The sequence below is a fragment of the Latilactobacillus fuchuensis genome, from assembly GCF_900258455.1.
Classification (GTDB): Bacteria; Bacillota; Bacilli; order Lactobacillales; family Lactobacillaceae; genus Latilactobacillus; species Latilactobacillus fuchuensis.
On the sequence record NZ_LT984417.1, the window covers coordinates 103,042 to 118,888 of the forward strand.

Consider the following 15,847-nt stretch of genomic DNA (forward strand, 5'->3'; position numbering starts at 1 on the left):
TGGTAATCCGAACCTCAAATTACATCAGTTGGTTTAATTCCGACAGAATTAGAACGAGTGTTTAGAAAAAGATGTGCCATTTATTGACATAGGAGCAGTTTCAGACAGCTTCAATACTAATGTTCAATAAAGACATCAATATTAGAATTATTTGTCGTTTAAATGCCAATTAATTCAAATGTTTCTCCCGAGATACCAAGAAATTTTCTAAAGCTTTTTCGATATCAATGTTGGTCGAATCCGCGATTGAGAGGAGCCACCAGATTGATTCAGCAATTTTATAATCCAAGGTAAATTCTGATTGGGATTGGGGCCAAGAACCAACCTGATCCATGATCAAGCGACTAACAATCCCGGCATCGCTCATAAAAGCGAGTGCATCTTGTTCAGTGGTCCAAGGCCGACCATCTTGTTGCATCTCCAGTTGATGATAGGCGGTTCTGATCTGTTTTGAGCGTGTTTCTAATTCAGTCATATCCAAAATAAATAACTCCTTCTAAAGTAATATGATTAGTTTAGCATAGGCTTATTTAAATGTCTGACTGGCACTATGGATGTGCGAAATAAGGTGGTTTTTATAAGTGATAATCGGCCCCCTTTTTGACAGAAGAGCGTATGATGATCGTATAAGGAGGCGCTATCATGACAAACGAATATAAACGAATTCTAGTTGGGGATGATGGCTCTGAAAATGCACACAGGGCAATCAAAGAAGCGGTTGAACTCACCAAAAGAAATCGGGCTGAGCTATCAATTGCGATGATTATTCCTAAAGAATATTTAATGGGTTCTAATTACGGTGGTGAGGATTCACTAAAACCACGTCAAAAAGCGGCAGCTGAAAAACTGCTCGCAAGCGATGCTGCATACGCTAAGACCCAGGGGTTGGCCGACGTCCAGACGATTGTGCGTTTCGGTTCGCCCAAGAAGGCGTTAGCGGTGACGTTACCGCAAGAATTGGAGACTGATTTAATTATCTTAGGGGCGACTGGTCGCGGTGCAATTGAACGCGCATTTCTAGGGTCAATCGCGATGTACACTAGTGTCCATGCAGAAGCGAATATGTTATTGGTTCGGTAAGCGCAAGTAAAAAGGCCAATCATTTATGCCTGATTGGCCTTTTCGATGGTGTTAGTTATCGCTTAAATTAGGTAATGCATCGATTGCATCTGCGACTTCTCGATCTAATTCTGAGTACGTCGTTCCAAAAGAACTGTAACTACCACTGATAGAAGTTGTAAAATTAATAAATTTTCTAGTCGAATTATAGGCTTTTTCGTAAGCCGCATAATCATATTTGCCAGTATCATTTTTAGACATTATCGCAATTGATTCCTCTAAAACTTCAAGATTAGAGGTCAGTGTATCGATAGTTGCTTTGTTATCTGATTCAATTTTTGTGATAGCCGTCTCAATATTGAATGATTCATTACTGTCAAAAATAGCTGCCCGCCAAGCTTTTTGTTCCGTTCCTGCTAAAGTTTCAGCGGTAGAAGCTGAAAGGTATAATTTAGTGATAAGGTCGTATTGGGCATCGATAAATTTAAGATTCATATCCTTTGCAAGTGCCTTTTGTTTTTGTTGCTTAACTTTCTCCGTATGCGCATGTTGTTTGGCGGCATTGTTAATTTGAGCATTTACGTTAATAGCACCTATCAAGGTAATGAGAAACAAGGGGAGTGTCACCATTAATCCTATTTTACCAGTGGTACGAGCACCTCGCGTTTCGGTGAGTTTGCCGGCCATAAAAGTTGTTAAGAAACCGAGTGCCGTGATAATCAAAATAACTGAAATGATAATAATTGTTCCAAGCAATAATGCCATCAATAAATCCTCCAAAGTATAATAAACCGCTTTTAATGTCAGTCATTTTATTGGACAGTATGCTATTAATTAGTTATTGTGATAGAAAATAGACATGCATTTAATTTTATTATGATTGCAGACAAAAGTAAACGAAATTAAGACGATTTTCATAAATTTGTTTATTTAATGGGATTGATTAATTTATAAAAATTATTAATGACTTAAGAATAGGGGAAATCAAAAATGAAAACGACACAACTATCAATCGAAACGCTAGCGCGGGCTGAAGAACGTTTACTAGACACATTAACGCAAATGACGGTGGATTCGGCGAATACGATGCCACAACCATTGATTAAATCAGTGACGTGGTTAACTTGGCATACCGCGCGAGAACTGGATTATCAAATCGCAGATTTAAAACACGTTGCACCGCTGTGGCAAAGTGCGGGTTGGAATCAACGTTTCGGGCTCACTTTACCAGATGATACGCAGGATTGGTGTCACACACCTGAAGAAGCGGCGAAAGTCGTGGTTGGCGATAAACAATTGTTGATTGACTATTTAGCGGCGGCCATCCAATTGACCAATGATTATTTAGAGACGGTTGATGAAACGACTTTAGCCGATGTGATCGATGAAAGCTGGACACCGGCTGTGACCCGTCAAGCGCGGTTAGTCTCAATTATTGATGATGCGGTGATGCATTCAGGGCAAGCCGTTTATACGCGGCGATTAGTGATTGGACGTTAAAACATTCTAAAAAAGCGGGTGCGACATCAGTCATAGTATCCTGATATTAAAACGAACATCCTGCATTGACGCGCGGCAGAACTCATCAATCTACGTTCAAATCAAAAAAGCTGGTTATCCTGATAGTTCGGGATAATCAGCTTTTTCAACTTGATAGGCAATCGATAACGTGCTTCTCAGCCAACTTCTTCCGTCTAGCTACGAATCGCAAATTATGACTAAACTCAGTCATAACTCACAATTCTAGGCTATACTCAGAAGCTAATCGGCTGAGTCAGCACTCAGTGGGAGCTGGTCATTTTAATCCCAATAATCCCGATAATCAGTAGGGCCACAAAGAACCAAGTCATCGGAGATAACTGATCTTTAAAAAAGATGACCCCGACTAAAATGGCGCCGACTGCCCCGATGCCCGTCCAGAGTGGATAGGCGATACTGAGTGGTAAGTGGCGTAATGCGAGTGAAAGAAAGACGAAACTGAAAATCATTGCGACAATCGTCTCAAGACTGTAACTCAAACGGGTAAAGCCTTCGCTGAGTTTCATCGTTGAAGACCAAACCACCTCTAATAGTCCTGCTAGTAATAAATAAAACCATGTCATCGAAATAACCTCCTTAAAATAAAAAAAGGTACCGCTAAATCTCTTCAATGACCTAATGAGATTTGGCAATACCTGACCGCCCGGTGACGGTTATTTATTCGATTAAGGTTAGTTTAGCAATTTTTAATACGGGGGTCAAGTTTGATCTAATAGGTCATTGCTCGGTGCCCTTGGTAACTAGCAATTTTCCAGAATTTTTCAGCAGTCATCGTCTTCCGTTTCCCCGTGTAAGGATCATTAAACGTCAAGGTATCCTGATTATAACCAATCAATAAAACGGAATGTGCGGGTTGACCGTGATAATTAATCCAAGCCACAATCGGCTTATTATCCTTAAGCGTTGCACGTAATTTAGTTAAGGACGCGCCAGATAAATCGGTGAAGCTACCAAGGTATTGGTTAAATAAATCAGCCCAAGCGGGTGGATACATGGTGTAACCCGAATCGTCGTAAGGATTGCCCCAAAAGCCGGTTTCCATATCACCGTCTGGCGAGTAGGGAATCTCATCGGCGATATCCGTTTTTGATAAATCAACGCCTTTATAATCCATCAACATAGCGACTGCGGTAATTTCACAACCAGTTGGTAATTCTGGGAATTGAGAGATTGGTGTGATATCGAGCATCTTTCGTTTAGGGGCCTTTTTCTTAGCCGGTTTATAGGCTTTATGCGTAAACCAGTTAAAATTAAAGGCGGCTTGACTATGTTGTGCCGGGATAGCGACTAATAAAAGACTGAGCACTAAAATAAAAAATAGTGAAAAAGTGAATCGTTTAAGTGTTTTTGGCATATTAATGAGACTCCAATCATCTAAACGAACAAAATAAGAATCAACAGGGGAACTTAATGTTTATTTTGCCTCGGTTAAAGTTTAGACGAACTCCATTTCGTTGACAGATTCTTCTAAGCCTTCAAGGACTTCATTTTGTTCCATAAATTGTAACCAAGCATCGTAGGAATCACTTTTAACGTTAAAGGTCATCTTTTGATGAATACTTTCAATAAATTCCTTAACCATTTTATCAACGGCCCGGTCGACCTTAGTTTCGTTCCAACGTTTCGCGGGTTGGCGTTTTTGATTTTTCATATTTTGATAATCTAAACTTTTTGCTCTAAAAGAGGTGAGGGCCCCTGAGTTTTGTTCGAGATAGTCTAATAATTCTTGTTTAGTCATTGCATTGTCCTCCTTTAGGAATAGCTGCAAAATTTATTAACTAAGTATAGCATAATTATGCGCTGAAATACGGTGGTTATCTGGCTTTTATCGGTAAAAAGACCAAAGTAACCGCTAATTTAAAATACGCTTAACAATTAAAAAAACGCGCCACTAAAAGTAGGCACGTTTCTTTGAGCGCATGTTAATTTATTACTGAGCAGTGTAACCGCCATCAATCACTAATTCACTACCCGTCACAAATTTGGATTCATCGGAAGCGAGATAGACTGCCATTTGAGCAATTTCGGAGGCTTCAGCAAGTCGACCTAAAGGATGTAACTTTTCAAGATCAGCACGCATTTCAGGATAAGCATCAACCATTGGTGTATGGACATAACCGGGATGAATAGAATTAATCCGGATTTGATATTGATTTTCAGCACAATATAACGCAGCCGATTTCGTCAACATTTTAACGCCACCCTTAGCGGCATTATACGCAAATAAGTTTGGAATCCCAATTAGTCCCGCAATCGAAGAGAGGTTAATGATTGAACCACCGTTCTTTTTCATATGCGCAATACCGTGTTTAACGCCGTACATAACGCCATCTAAATCGACTGCTAGAACCTTGTGCCAAATATCATCGGTAATATGTTCAGCATCGTTAAAATCAAGAATACCAGCATTGTTGACGACGATATCAACATGGCCAAAAAGTTCGATTGTTTTTGTAAAGACCGTCTCCCAAGCTTGTTCATCAGCAACGTTATGTTCAATAAAATGTGCTGAAGGGGACAATGCTTCTAAGACTGTTTGGTGATTCGTGCCATCAATATCGGTAATTACGACTTGTGCACCTTCAGCAACAAAGGCTTGTGCAGTGGCTAAACCAATTCCTTTAATACCACCAGTAATAATAGCAACCTTATTTTGTAAACGATCCATTAAAAACATCTCCTTAATAGAATTAGATACTAAACTAAGGATAACGCCATATGAAAGCGATTACAATAGGCTAGCGCTTAATAAGCATAGCCGTCAACGTTGTGTGACTGTCACCGTCACGACATCACCAATTGTTTTATTGAGTTGGGTGCGGACATCCTTGCGAACACCAAGAATATAACAAATTGAGCCGTCAGGATTAGTTAAGCCCATATTAACGATGCTGCCGTCATAGGGGATCTTTTCGTCAAAAATAGCGTGAACTTTGACGCGCCCTTGCTGGAATTCTGTCCGAATATCATAAGGAAAGACGACATAGGCACCGCCTTTGCCGATTGTGGCTGCGGTAATCGTACTCGTAAATGTGTAGGGGTACTGATTCATCGTGAGACTCCTTATTAATTAGTATTGGGCCAACAATGTTTTTAATTCACTTTGAGCGCCTTGATCTTGTGAGACGGAAAATGGAACGGCTTGAATCTCATCGCTTTGACCGTCATCAGCTACTTCACCAAAACCAGTGTTGGTCGAAACAGCCTGACCGTTACCGGTTTTTAATTCATAAACTTTGCCGTTATCGCCTAATAAATATTTACTGACGGGCCGACTCATATCCATGTCGATACTATAATTACTTGCAAAATCACCTTGATACAGATTACCGTGACCAACGGTGCCATCTTTGGCCGTGTAAAAGACACAGCCACCAATTGCGTGGATTGGATACTGGGCATCGTTAGCATCACTTTGCGCAACTTGAGATTGCACTAAAATACGACCGTCTGGCGAATCTGCGAACCAATCACCACGCCCTGCTGCACCATGATCGAAATACCAATCACTTACTGCCATATTGCCAATTTTAGCTTGTCCTTCTGCCCAAGTTAGAAAAGCTTTGGTGACACTCGTTTTTTGACTGTCGGTTAATTTAACCGTTGTCGTTGTTTCGGTTGGTTGAGAAGTCCGCTGACTTGATTCAGTCGTTTGCCGATTGGCTGATTTAGCAGCCGCCAGTGAAGCGTCTGCGATTTTGATACTAGTCGATTGACTATCTAGGGCTTCTTTTTTGCTAGAAGCTGACAATGAATTTTGTTTTTGCTGACTAGCTTGGTGTTGGCTGCTACTAATTGCAGCATCCTTAGCGGTTTGATTTGTACAAGCGGCTAATAATAAACTACTTGCGAGTAGCAAGCTGAATCCATAAATTGTTTTTTGCATGGTAATCCCCCAAAAGTACTTGATACTAAAATAGTACTACTGGGCCTTAACGATTACAAGATGGTACGGATGGAGATGACTACCCTTGGTGGAATTGGAGGTTATTAGTTACTTATATTGAAGATAATCAAAAATATGCCGTTCCTTTTTAATCAATTTAATGAGTAGTAATAATGCCAGCAGGATCAAACCAATGACGAGTATCTGGTGATAGTTTCCTTTTAAAAGTGCATCGCCACCTAATGAATAGAGTAACGCGGTTGGCAGGGTGCCAATGCAGACCGCAATCATCAAAGCGTTTAAGGTCACGTTTAACCGAACGACGGTTAGATTGACTAAAAAAGCGGGAATGATGGGGACCATGTAACCAAGCACAATGCCCAATAAAGGGTGGTGCATACGCCGAATATCGGTTAGGACGCGGTTTGTTTTAGTCGGATGGTGCTGTTCAGTTTTTTTGAGGAGGCCGATGACTAATAAATTACCGAAAACAATTCCGAGCGTATTAATCAGGGTTCCCAAATAAGGACCGTAACAAATACCAACTGGGATACAGATTAGCGATACTGGGAGACCAGGAATTGCCGAGAGTAAAATAATCAATAGAATCAGCAAATAAGCGTCCTTTAAACCATGTGATCGAATGGCGGTCACTAAAAATTGTCGTTGATTGGTCGGATGATTTAATAGCTGGATTAAATCTGGTTGAAAATCTAAGTAGAGTAGGTAACCTAATCCAATCATCATTAGACAGCCTAATACGATTAGTAATCGTTTAGTATGTTGCGTCATCATAACCCCCCCTTCGAAAGACTAAAGATAGGTTATTATAGCATCAAAGTTAGTAAAAATAGAATACCCGCTAGCGTCAATATCAAACGACTAGCGGGTATTCTATTGGAATCGATTATTCAAAAAAGTGGATCAATAACTGATTTAGTTTAGTGAGCCATGTCGTTGGATGCCGTAGCGTGACGATAATTGGCTCACGATTGGCTTGAAACCAACGTTTTAAATTTTGATCAGATAATTTAGTAACATCAAACGACATGCCAGACACTTCCAAACTAACAAATTTAAGCTAATTGTACCGTCAATGGGTTATGAATAGGGACTAATCAACTTAATTTTAAGATTTCTTAAGTGATTAGGATTTAATCAAGAGGACGTTGCTGACGGAGTGGATGCTCACGAATTGGGCCACTGAACCCATTAATAAGCGTTCAATCGCACCTTTACCGCTAATCCCAAGTATGGTTAAATCAATATTGAATTCAGCTGGGATTGTGAGGGCTAATTCGCGTCTTGCTGAGCCTGTTCTGAGAATCAGTTGAACTTCAGCAACCCCTTGTTCTTTTGCGAAGGCCACTTTTTGTTCGAGATATTGTTTGACGGATTTCTTTTCAGCATCAATGGACGCTGCGGGGAAGGTCATACTGTCGTTGACGTATAAATCGTCGGGAATGATCTGAGCAATAAAAAGTTTGGCTTGATTTCGTTTGGCGATTGCGATGGCTTGATCAAAAGCGTGGTCAGCGAGTTCTGAACCGTCTAATCCAACTAAAATATTGTGATATTCTAACATAATAAAAACCTCCTTTTTCTAATTTAAATATACCACGCTGGGGCGGAAAATGCTGTTGTGACGCATGGTGGATAGTTGTTATCGCAGATGGTTGATGGGCTTTAAGAATCACACAACATCAATTTGCATCATGCCTATCATTTACTATCTAATCATAAGTGAGTATACTAATTTTAGTGAATAATTTCTCCCGAAATTTTTAACACTGATATATATATAGAAAGAGCGCCCACTAAGTCGGTAAACTTAATGGACGCTCTTTTTTTATTGGGCGTGGCTCATTGATACTTGTGTGATTGATTGTTTTTGACCAGTCATCGTAATAGCGGTGTACAGCACGCCATGATTAGTTGTCTTTTTAAGTTGATTAGGATTTTTAATCGCTTGAGTAACGAGTTTGTCGATGGTGTCAGTGTTAGTGCCAAGGCTAGTGGTAAAAGTAGTTAGGTATTTCTTAAAGAGGGGATTCTTAGTCGCATCTAGTGCTTTAATTGAAATACCGAGAATCTGACTGTCACTAACATTCATCGCAATCGCAGTTTGTTCATCAACTTGGTCTGTACGGATACCGATGACGGGCGTGGTATCAAAGACGCCGATCCCTTGTTTTTGTGCGAGTGGATTATATTGGGCAATGAAGTTGAACCACGAAATTAGACTCGTGGTTTTCGGACCGTCAAGATAAGTTGGGTTCGCTAAATCAGCTTGATCTGATAAGGTCACTCGATTGGCTTTCACACTTGATAGGGCACTTTAATGGTGAAGGTCTCATTGGTCGTTTTGACGCTGTGGATGGTATCGTCAACTTGCCAATAGACTTTTTTAGCTTTGGACTTACCAGTGACGACAGCGTTAAAGCCACCATTATTAGGTTGTAATTTGGCGGATACCGACTTCCCACAAGCCGTTAACAATAAAAATGTTGCAAAACACATTAAAATGGTTGATAGACGACGCACGTTACTCACTCCTCAATCGATAATAGGGTTAACTATTTAATTAAAAATAAAAAGCCCTTAAGCTTCTCATTTGATTGTACCGCATTTATGATTTGATTCATACCGATAATCAGGATTATTTGGTTTTAGTATAGGTATATTTAAGTTTTTCGATTGCTTTAATATGGCGTTGGTTGGCTTTGAACATTCGATCTGTATAGTTTTGATAAGTACCGGTCGGTCGGGTCACGACGGTTGTAAAATGATTCGTTTTTTCAAGGGCTTTTTTTGCGAGGGTTAATTCCGTTTTATTTTTGGTCGTGACGTTTTGTTTCATTTTTTGATAATCACTTTGGGCATTGATATATTGATCATCAGCGATATCGAGTTTGCCTTTAGATAGAAGAATCTGTCCTTCAGCGGCAAGTGCTGCTTCGTAATCACCGTAGGAACCGTCACCGATGACGACTGAACCACCCGTGATCAATGTTTGCCAAACAGTGCTATATTTTTTAGCGACGTATTCGGTTGCGACAGTTGATTTCTTGAGATGTTTAATGAGCTGTTGTTCATGATGATTAAAACGTTGTTCTTTTTTAGCCAAGTGGCGCTCGGCCGTTTGTTGTGCTTTTTGAGTTAAATAGAAATGGCCGCCAACTGGTGCAGCCGCTAATAATAGGCCAATCAGAATGACAATTAAGGTCCCTTTTAGTTTCTTTTTGAAACACGCTAAAATAATGAGTAGCAATAATCCGATAGCGGTAACGGTTAAGCCGATATAAAAAATAATGGTCAGTGCTAAGTTCATGTAGCGACCTCCGAGAAATTGAGATAGATAGTTTAGGTAATCAATCAAGAATATTATCCCATGTTGACTAAGATTAGCAAGCTAAATTTTAGAATTTGATTAGGATTCGATGGAATAAAACGCTAACATTATCATATAATAGATGAAACTTGTAAATTTAATTGTTTTTCTAAAATTTATCACGTATCATGATAAAATACACTTATCATAATATTAGGAGGAAATACAAGTGGATGCTTCTTTGACAACACGTTTGGCTGCTGAATTTATTGGTACAGCTATTATGATTATTTTCGGTAACGGGGCAGTCGCCAACGTCGAATTGAAAGGAACAAAAGGGTTTAGTAGTGATTGGTTCTTAATTGCATTTGGATATGGTTGTGGTGTCATGATTCCAGCAATTATGTTCGGCGGCATTTCAGGTAACCATATTAACCCAGCAGTAACTTTAAGTTTTGCAGTAATGGGCTTATTCCCATGGGGTGATGTTTTACCATACATTATTGTTCAATTCTTAGGCGCTATGGTGGGTCAATTGATCTTAATCGCAGCCTACAAACCTTACTACGATCGGACAACCAACCAAGAAGGTATCTTGGGATCATTTGTCACAATCGATGCTGCGCATAGCCGTATGAATGGTTTTATCAATGAATTTATTGGAACATTAATTTTGGTCTTCGGTGCATTAGCAATCGGCGCTGGCAAGTTTGGGGCAGCCGGTCATATCGTCGTTGGTCTATTGGTTATGACGTTAGTGGCTTCATTAGGTGGGCCAACTGGTCCTGCCTTGAATCCAGCGCGTGATCTAGGCCCACGGATTATCCATATGTTGACGCCACTTAAAAATAAGGGCGATTCACAATGGTCATATGCCTGGGTACCAGTCGTTGCACCAATTCTTGGCGCAATCGTCGGTGCTGGTATTTACCAAATGATTTTTGCTTAAACAATTGATTCAGAAAGACGTTGTTAATCGGCGTCTTTTTTTGTACAAAAAAAGTGACCAAAATTCTTTAAATTGGAAAAGAATTTCGGTCACTTTCGAGTATCGAAATGATCTTAACTTGGGGGAGTATTAATCATTCCTTTAAAAAAATATCATAAAATAAATCAGAATAAAAGGCTATTTAGTCATTATTAACGAAAAAAAATTTAAAAAAAAGTATTTTATAACATTCGTTATTCAGTTTATCAATTTATTGCTTGAAACACCTTTTAATTGGGTACGATTAAAAGGTTATCGAATCCGTGAAAGAAGCATGGTACAATAAATAAGTTGAAAACGTTTACGATGATAATTGAGAGGAAGAAGATAATGATTAAGTTTCCAGCTAATTTTATGTGGGGGGCGGCAACGTCAGCACCCCAATCTGAGGGTTATGCGTTAAGCTATGGTAAGTCAGCATCAACTTGGGACCAATGGTATCAAATGGCACCTGAAAAATTTAAAAAAGATCAGGGCCCAGATTCGGCGTGTGATACTTACCGCCTATATTCGGAAGATGTTGCGAATATGACTAAAATTGGGATGAACTCGTTTAGAACGTCAATTGCGTGGACGCGTTTAATCCCAGATGGCAAGCACGTTAACCAGGTTGCAGTCGATTATTATCGCGATTATTTCAGTCAGTTAAAGGCGGCTGGCATTACACCAATCATTAATCTCTTTCATTTTGATATGCCTTGGTGGTTAATGGAAAAGGGTGGTTGGGAAACCCGCGAATCAGTTGACGCGTTTGCTTTTTATGCCAAAACGGCTTTTGAATTATTTGGCGATCTCGTTGATCGTTGGACGACCTTTAATGAACCAATCGTGCATATTGAATGTGGTTATTTAACGGGGTATCATTATCCAGATATCGTTGATTTTAAAAAGGCGGTTCAAGTCGGTTATCACACTTTGATGGCCCATACAGCAGCGGTCGCAGAATTTAAAAAAGTGAAGCCTGATGGTCAAATTGGGATTATCTTAAATATCACACCAGCTTATGCTAAAAGTGACGCGCCAGCCGATCAAGTGGCTAAAGAAAAGGCTGATTTACTTTTAGCGAAGAGTTTCTTAGACCCGACAGTCCTAGGCAAGATTCCGGATGCTTTGGTTGAACTACTAGCGGAAAATGACTTGTTACCCGTTATCGAAGCGGCTGATCAACAGTTAATTGCGGCTAATTGCGTTGATTTCGTGGGGGTTAATTATTACCAACCACTACGCGTGCAAGCACCTGAAAATCCTCAAGTACCGGCAGTGACCACTGATGATTTATATTTGCCATATATTTGGCCAGAACGAAAAATTAATCCATACCGGGGTTGGGAAATCTATCCTGAAGCGTTGTACGATGTTGCAATGATGATGAAAGACCAATACCGCAATATTCCATGGTACGTTTCTGAAAATGGGATGGGCGTTGCCGATGAAGAACGTTTCATGGACGATCATGGTCAGATTCAAGATGATTATCGAATCGAATTTATGACTGAACATTTAGAACAATTACATCGAGCAATTCAAGACGGTAGTAGCTGTTTCGGTTACCACACTTGGACCTTTAATGATTGTTGGTCTTGGTTAAATGGTTATCAGAACCGTTACGGTTTTTATCGAGTTGATTTAGATGATAACGCTAAACGAACCATGAAGAAAAGCGGCGAATGGTTCCGTCAATTAAGCCAAAATAACGGCTTCTAGCCCCAATACAAAAAGCCACCCGCTAAGGTGGCTTTTTGTATTGGGGCTAATAAACGTCAGTCTGGACGTATTTATTTTGTAACGTGAAGAAATCATAAGAAGCGAGGTTGGCGATGTCATTTGCACCATTAAAAATGGCAGTCGCACTGCCGGTTAACATCAGGTTAATCGGTAAGTCGTCCCGGTAACGTACTAGAATGACTGGTTTGTGATGGGCGACGGCGTAACCGCATTCCCACATCGTACCTGAATCGGGTTCCGTTAAGCCCTCTTCGTGGCGATAATCGAGCATTGCGACCACGACGTCTGCTTGATTGATTTGCCGAATATCAATGTTGAAGGTTGCGGTTTGCCATTCGAAAGTGCCGAATTCAGCATCGGGATATGAATGGTCACCAGGCCGAAAAATGGCGGATGAATCGATTGTTGGATTTTCAGCTAGCAGCGTTGCAACTTGATTCAACCGTTTGGTTTGTTCGGGGCTAAAGAAAGGGCCGGCAAGATAAACCTGTTTTTTAGATGACATTAGAAACTCCTTTGTGAGTAATGTTCGGATTATTCGTCAAATAGGGGCGATGACAAACTGTATTGTTCATTATACTGGGTAAAAGTAAAACATTCAATTATTAGAGCTATAAAAAAACTCATTGTCGTTTGCGAAATAGCAAAACGACAATGAGTTTTTGAAAATTATTTACATATTAGTGCAACACTAGATAGATAACGAGTGCGACTAACGCAATCAGCATGACGGTGAATAGATAACTGGAGGCTGAACTGACCGCTTTTTTACGTTCTTTTGATAATGGTCGATTGACCAGCTTTTTGTATTGCTTCTTGGCAATCTCTACTTTTTTTTGATCTTTCATTGGTTTATCCCTCATTTACTTCGATAATCTTATTGTAGCATAAAAGGGCTTAACAGATAAAGTTAGAGGCGGTTGAGTGGTCTAAATAATAATTTAGGATATAACTTTACTTTCCGCTTTGAACAAGCTACTATGGTTGATATATCAAAGGATAAGGAAGTTACCGGAAATGAAATTAGTTACAGAGAAAAAATCAACGCAACAGAAACTCTCTATTGCTGGTATGTTGATTACGATGGGTGTTGTTTACGGGGATATTGGGACATCACCACTTTATGTTATGAAGTCAATCGTTCAAGGCAATGGGGGTTTAGCGCACATTAGCGAAGATTTTATTGTCGGGAGTATCTCTCTCGTTTTTTGGACGTTAATGTTAATGACGACGGTCAAATACGTCATGATTGCACTACGCGCCGATAATAACGGTGAAGGTGGGATTTTTGCCTTGTATACGTTAATTCGTAAACAGGCTAAGTGGTTAGTCATTCCGGCCATTATTGGTGGTGCGACATTGTTAGCCGATGGGATGTTAACGCCAGCTGTGACGGTCACCACTGCGATTGAAGGGTTAAAAGGCCTTCCAATCAATGGCAATATTTTAGTGACGTCGCAAGATCAAGTCATTATCTTGACGGTTTCGATTTTATCGCTCCTGTTTTTTATTCAAAAATTTGGGACTGATTTAATCGGGAAGTCATTTGGACCAATCATGTTCATTTGGTTCACCTTCATTGGTGTCATTGGGTTAATTAATTTAATGGGCGATTTAACAATGCTTAAAGCGTTAAATCCTTACTATGCCATTCACCTGTTATTTAGTCCTGAAAATAAAGTCGGGATTTTAATATTGGGGAGTGTGTTCCTAGCGACAACCGGGGCCGAAGCGCTCTATTCTGATATGGGACACGTTGGTCGCATGAATATCTATGGTAGTTGGCCTTATATCGCGGTTTGTTTAGTGTTGAATTATTTCGGACAAGGTGTTTGGTTACTTCAACATCAACACGTGACTGGTTTCCAAAATGCGGCTGATTTTAACCCATTTTTTGAAGCGATGCCAGCCAGTTTGAAGATTCCATCAATTCTATTAGCAACGGTAGCGGCCATTATTGCGTCACAAGCGTTGATTTCGGGTTCTTATACCTTGGTTTCTGAAGCAATCAAGTTACGCTTATTGCCAAGAATCAAGATTGATTATCCAGCTAAATTAAAAGGTCAAATCTACATTTCAATCGTTAACTGGATTTTATGGGCGGTTTGTTTAGGCGTTGTCTTCTACTTCAAGAACTCAGCACACATGGAAGCGGCGTACGGTTTAGCAATTACGATTACCATGTTAATGACCACCATCCTATTGTTCCATTTCTTGGGTCGTTACGAAAAACGGTGGATATTGGCCTATCTCGTGTTGTTCTTTTTCGGGGCAATTGAAATCATCTTCTTCATTTCAAGTGCTGCCAAGTTCATGCATGGTGGTTACGTGACTGTCATCATTGCCGCTGTAATTCTATTCATCATGTTTGTTTGGTATCGGAGTAATGCCATCAAGGATAGCAATACCTTTAAGTCAAGTACCGTATCATTACTGGCTTTCAAGAAACAACTACATGATTTAAGAAATGATGAAAGTTTACCACTTTACACAACCAATTTGGTTTATTTATCAAAACAACAAGAAAAGAATAAAATCAAAAAGAATATTTTATATTCGATTTTAGACAAGCGGCCTAAACGGGCGCAGGTTTACTGGTTCGTAACGGTGAATGTCACCGATGAACCTTACACTGCTGAATATACAACTGATACGTTGAATACTGATTATATGGTGAATGTCCAGCTATATCTCGGCTTTAAGATGGAACAAAAAGTGAATGTCTTTATTCGCCAGATTATCCATGAAATGATTCGGGAGGGTGAATTACCAGCCCAACCGCAACATTATACGACGATTCCAAATCGGGATGTTGGTGATTTCTCATTCGTGATCACCCAAGAAGATTTATCGCCAGAAACGCAGATTAAAGCAAGCGATAAAGTGATTGTCCAAATGCGGTTATGGTTAGAGAAATTTACTGATACACCGGCTTCATGGTTCGGTCTTGAATATAGTGAAGTCTTTGTTGAACGGGTGCCATTAGTGCTCGGACGACAACGACCAGTGATGCAATACCACCTTAAGAAGCGTGAAGAGGACTAATTAAAGTGTCTTTAAAAAAAGCAATGCTAGGAATCCAATTTGGATTTCAGCGTTGCCTTTTTTTGTGAATCGGTTAAGGACGGGCAATGAAGCGCTGTTCATTACAGATTGATCGGGATTTGCCGTTAAACTGTTACCGTTTTGTCATCAATTGTTACTTGTTTGATATTTACAATGGGAATTTAGATGGTATATTAGTCACACGTTGAAACACAAAACTTAAATTCAAGGAGATCAATCATACATGACACCTTTAAAAACAATCTTATTTAGT

Annotated in this window: 20 protein-coding genes; 5 read left to right on the forward strand and 15 right to left on the reverse strand. The window is 39.9% G+C overall.

Features of this window, described 5'->3' with window-relative positions:
* Positions 1-169: 169 nt before the first annotated feature.
* Complete coding sequence (locus LFUMFP_RS00490) at positions 170-475, reverse strand: nucleoside triphosphate pyrophosphohydrolase family protein (protein WP_233210602.1); 306 nt, start codon at positions 473-475, stop codon at positions 170-172.
* Positions 476-642: 167 nt separating this feature from the next.
* Here LFUMFP_RS00490 and LFUMFP_RS00495 point away from each other — a divergent pair, with 167 nt between their 5' ends.
* Entirely contained in the window at positions 643-1,080 is a 438-nt protein-coding gene (locus tag LFUMFP_RS00495; RefSeq protein ID WP_106482823.1) for a universal stress protein, read from the forward strand.
* Positions 1,081-1,131: 51 nt separating this feature from the next.
* On the opposite strand, the gene LFUMFP_RS00500 is transcribed toward LFUMFP_RS00495, so the two are convergent.
* Complete coding sequence (locus tag LFUMFP_RS00500; protein WP_106482824.1) at positions 1,132-1,824, reverse strand: hypothetical protein; 693 nt, start codon at positions 1,822-1,824, stop codon at positions 1,132-1,134.
* A gap of 225 nt (positions 1,825-2,049) precedes the next feature.
* Between LFUMFP_RS00500 and LFUMFP_RS00505 the strand changes: the two genes are divergently transcribed.
* The gene (locus LFUMFP_RS00505) at positions 2,050-2,559 is read left to right on the forward strand and encodes a DinB family protein (RefSeq protein ID WP_106482825.1); all 510 of its coding nucleotides are present in this window, start codon (positions 2,050-2,052) and stop codon (positions 2,557-2,559) included.
* A gap of 281 nt (positions 2,560-2,840) precedes the next feature.
* Here the strand turns inward: LFUMFP_RS00505 and LFUMFP_RS00510 are convergent, their stop codons facing one another.
* The 11 genes from LFUMFP_RS00510 to LFUMFP_RS00560 form a co-directional block, all read right to left on the reverse strand.
* Entirely contained in the window at positions 2,841-3,161 is a 321-nt protein-coding gene (locus LFUMFP_RS00510) for a DMT family transporter (RefSeq protein ID WP_025083865.1), read from the reverse strand.
* A 146-nt stretch (positions 3,162-3,307) separates the two neighbouring features.
* Positions 3,308-3,952, reverse strand: a complete 645-nt coding sequence (locus LFUMFP_RS00515) for a C39 family peptidase (protein ID WP_106482826.1) — start codon at positions 3,950-3,952, stop codon at positions 3,308-3,310.
* 81 nt (positions 3,953-4,033) lie between these two features.
* Entirely contained in the window at positions 4,034-4,336 is a 303-nt protein-coding gene (locus tag LFUMFP_RS00520; RefSeq protein ID WP_025083866.1) for a hypothetical protein, read from the reverse strand.
* A 192-nt stretch (positions 4,337-4,528) separates the two neighbouring features.
* Positions 4,529-5,266, reverse strand: coding sequence for a glucose 1-dehydrogenase (locus LFUMFP_RS00525; protein WP_025083867.1), 738 nt, complete (start codon positions 5,264-5,266; stop codon positions 4,529-4,531).
* A 93-nt stretch (positions 5,267-5,359) separates the two neighbouring features.
* Positions 5,360-5,650 carry a DUF1905 domain-containing protein gene (locus tag LFUMFP_RS00530; protein WP_106482827.1) on the reverse strand — a complete coding sequence of 97 codons (291 nt, stop codon included), beginning with the start codon at positions 5,648-5,650 and terminating at the stop codon, positions 5,360-5,362.
* 18 nt (positions 5,651-5,668) lie between these two features.
* Complete coding sequence (locus LFUMFP_RS00535) at positions 5,669-6,484, reverse strand: hypothetical protein (RefSeq protein ID WP_106482828.1); 816 nt, start codon at positions 6,482-6,484, stop codon at positions 5,669-5,671.
* A 108-nt stretch (positions 6,485-6,592) separates the two neighbouring features.
* Entirely contained in the window at positions 6,593-7,276 is a 684-nt protein-coding gene (locus LFUMFP_RS00540) for a VTT domain-containing protein (protein WP_158697705.1), read from the reverse strand.
* A 355-nt stretch (positions 7,277-7,631) separates the two neighbouring features.
* Entirely contained in the window at positions 7,632-8,069 is a 438-nt protein-coding gene (locus LFUMFP_RS00545) for a universal stress protein (protein ID WP_106482830.1), read from the reverse strand.
* 264 nt (positions 8,070-8,333) lie between these two features.
* Entirely contained in the window at positions 8,334-8,807 is a 474-nt protein-coding gene (locus LFUMFP_RS00550; RefSeq protein WP_106482831.1) for a hypothetical protein, read from the reverse strand.
* Positions 8,804-9,028, reverse strand: a complete 225-nt coding sequence (locus tag LFUMFP_RS00555; protein ID WP_106482832.1) for a hypothetical protein — start codon at positions 9,026-9,028, stop codon at positions 8,804-8,806. Before LFUMFP_RS00555 ends, LFUMFP_RS00550 begins: the two co-directional genes overlap by 4 nt.
* 115 nt (positions 9,029-9,143) lie before the next feature.
* Positions 9,144-9,815, reverse strand: coding sequence for a hypothetical protein (locus tag LFUMFP_RS00560; RefSeq protein WP_106482833.1), 672 nt, complete (start codon positions 9,813-9,815; stop codon positions 9,144-9,146).
* A 229-nt stretch (positions 9,816-10,044) separates the two neighbouring features.
* Here LFUMFP_RS00560 and LFUMFP_RS00565 point away from each other — a divergent pair, with 229 nt between their 5' ends.
* Entirely contained in the window at positions 10,045-10,764 is a 720-nt protein-coding gene (locus tag LFUMFP_RS00565; RefSeq protein ID WP_106482834.1) for an MIP/aquaporin family protein, read from the forward strand.
* A 369-nt stretch (positions 10,765-11,133) separates the two neighbouring features.
* Positions 11,134-12,507 (forward strand): glycoside hydrolase family 1 protein, encoded by a 1,374-nt coding sequence (locus LFUMFP_RS00570; protein WP_056950224.1) that lies wholly within the window; start codon positions 11,134-11,136, stop codon positions 12,505-12,507.
* 46 nt (positions 12,508-12,553) lie between these two features.
* Here the strand turns inward: LFUMFP_RS00570 and LFUMFP_RS00575 are convergent, their stop codons facing one another.
* Together LFUMFP_RS00575 and LFUMFP_RS00580 are read right to left on the reverse strand one after the other, a co-directional pair.
* Positions 12,554-13,033 carry a nucleoside 2-deoxyribosyltransferase gene (locus tag LFUMFP_RS00575; protein ID WP_106482835.1) on the reverse strand — a complete coding sequence of 160 codons (480 nt, stop codon included), beginning with the start codon at positions 13,031-13,033 and terminating at the stop codon, positions 12,554-12,556.
* A gap of 175 nt (positions 13,034-13,208) precedes the next feature.
* Positions 13,209-13,376: a hypothetical protein gene (locus LFUMFP_RS00580; RefSeq protein ID WP_233210603.1), complete on the reverse strand. Its 168-nt coding sequence runs from the start codon at positions 13,374-13,376 to the stop codon at positions 13,209-13,211.
* Between the two features lie 169 nt (positions 13,377-13,545).
* On the opposite strand from LFUMFP_RS00580, the gene LFUMFP_RS00585 reads away from it, so the two are divergent.
* Positions 13,546-15,573, forward strand: a complete 2,028-nt coding sequence (locus LFUMFP_RS00585) for a KUP/HAK/KT family potassium transporter (protein WP_106482837.1) — start codon at positions 13,546-13,548, stop codon at positions 15,571-15,573.
* Positions 15,574-15,847 lie beyond the last annotated feature (274 nt).

Coding starts and splice junctions, on each gene's coding strand:
- LFUMFP_RS00510 (WP_025083865.1), bottom strand. CDS start 3,161: ATGACATGGTTTTATTTATTACTAGCAGGACTATTAGAGGTGGTTTGG.
- LFUMFP_RS00520 (WP_025083866.1), bottom strand. CDS start 4,336: ATGACTAAACAAGAATTATTAGACTATCTCGAACAAAACTCAGGGGCC.
- LFUMFP_RS00545 (WP_106482830.1), bottom strand. CDS start 8,069: ATGTTAGAATATCACAATATTTTAGTTGGATTAGACGGTTCAGAACTC.
- LFUMFP_RS00525 (WP_025083867.1), bottom strand. CDS start 5,266: ATGGATCGTTTACAAAATAAGGTTGCTATTATTACTGGTGGTATTAAA.
- LFUMFP_RS00490 (WP_233210602.1), bottom strand. CDS start 475: ATGACTGAATTAGAAACACGCTCAAAACAGATCAGAACCGCCTATCAT.
- LFUMFP_RS00495 (WP_106482823.1), top strand. CDS start 643: ATGACAAACGAATATAAACGAATTCTAGTTGGGGATGATGGCTCTGAA.
- LFUMFP_RS00575 (WP_106482835.1), bottom strand. CDS start 13,033: ATGTCATCTAAAAAACAGGTTTATCTTGCCGGCCCTTTCTTTAGCCCC.
- LFUMFP_RS00515 (WP_106482826.1), bottom strand. CDS start 3,952: ATGCCAAAAACACTTAAACGATTCACTTTTTCACTATTTTTTATTTTA.
- LFUMFP_RS00585 (WP_106482837.1), top strand. CDS start 13,546: ATGAAATTAGTTACAGAGAAAAAATCAACGCAACAGAAACTCTCTATT.
- LFUMFP_RS00505 (WP_106482825.1), top strand. CDS start 2,050: ATGAAAACGACACAACTATCAATCGAAACGCTAGCGCGGGCTGAAGAA.
- LFUMFP_RS00580 (WP_233210603.1), bottom strand. CDS start 13,376: ATGAAAGATCAAAAAAAAGTAGAGATTGCCAAGAAGCAATACAAAAAG.
- LFUMFP_RS00540 (WP_158697705.1), bottom strand. CDS start 7,276: ATGACGCAACATACTAAACGATTACTAATCGTATTAGGCTGTCTAATG.
- LFUMFP_RS00570 (WP_056950224.1), top strand. CDS start 11,134: ATGATTAAGTTTCCAGCTAATTTTATGTGGGGGGCGGCAACGTCAGCA.
- LFUMFP_RS00530 (WP_106482827.1), bottom strand. CDS start 5,650: ATGAATCAGTACCCCTACACATTTACGAGTACGATTACCGCAGCCACA.
- LFUMFP_RS00500 (WP_106482824.1), bottom strand. CDS start 1,824: ATGGCATTATTGCTTGGAACAATTATTATCATTTCAGTTATTTTGATT.
- LFUMFP_RS00535 (WP_106482828.1), bottom strand. CDS start 6,484: ATGCAAAAAACAATTTATGGATTCAGCTTGCTACTCGCAAGTAGTTTA.
- LFUMFP_RS00560 (WP_106482833.1), bottom strand. CDS start 9,815: ATGAACTTAGCACTGACCATTATTTTTTATATCGGCTTAACCGTTACC.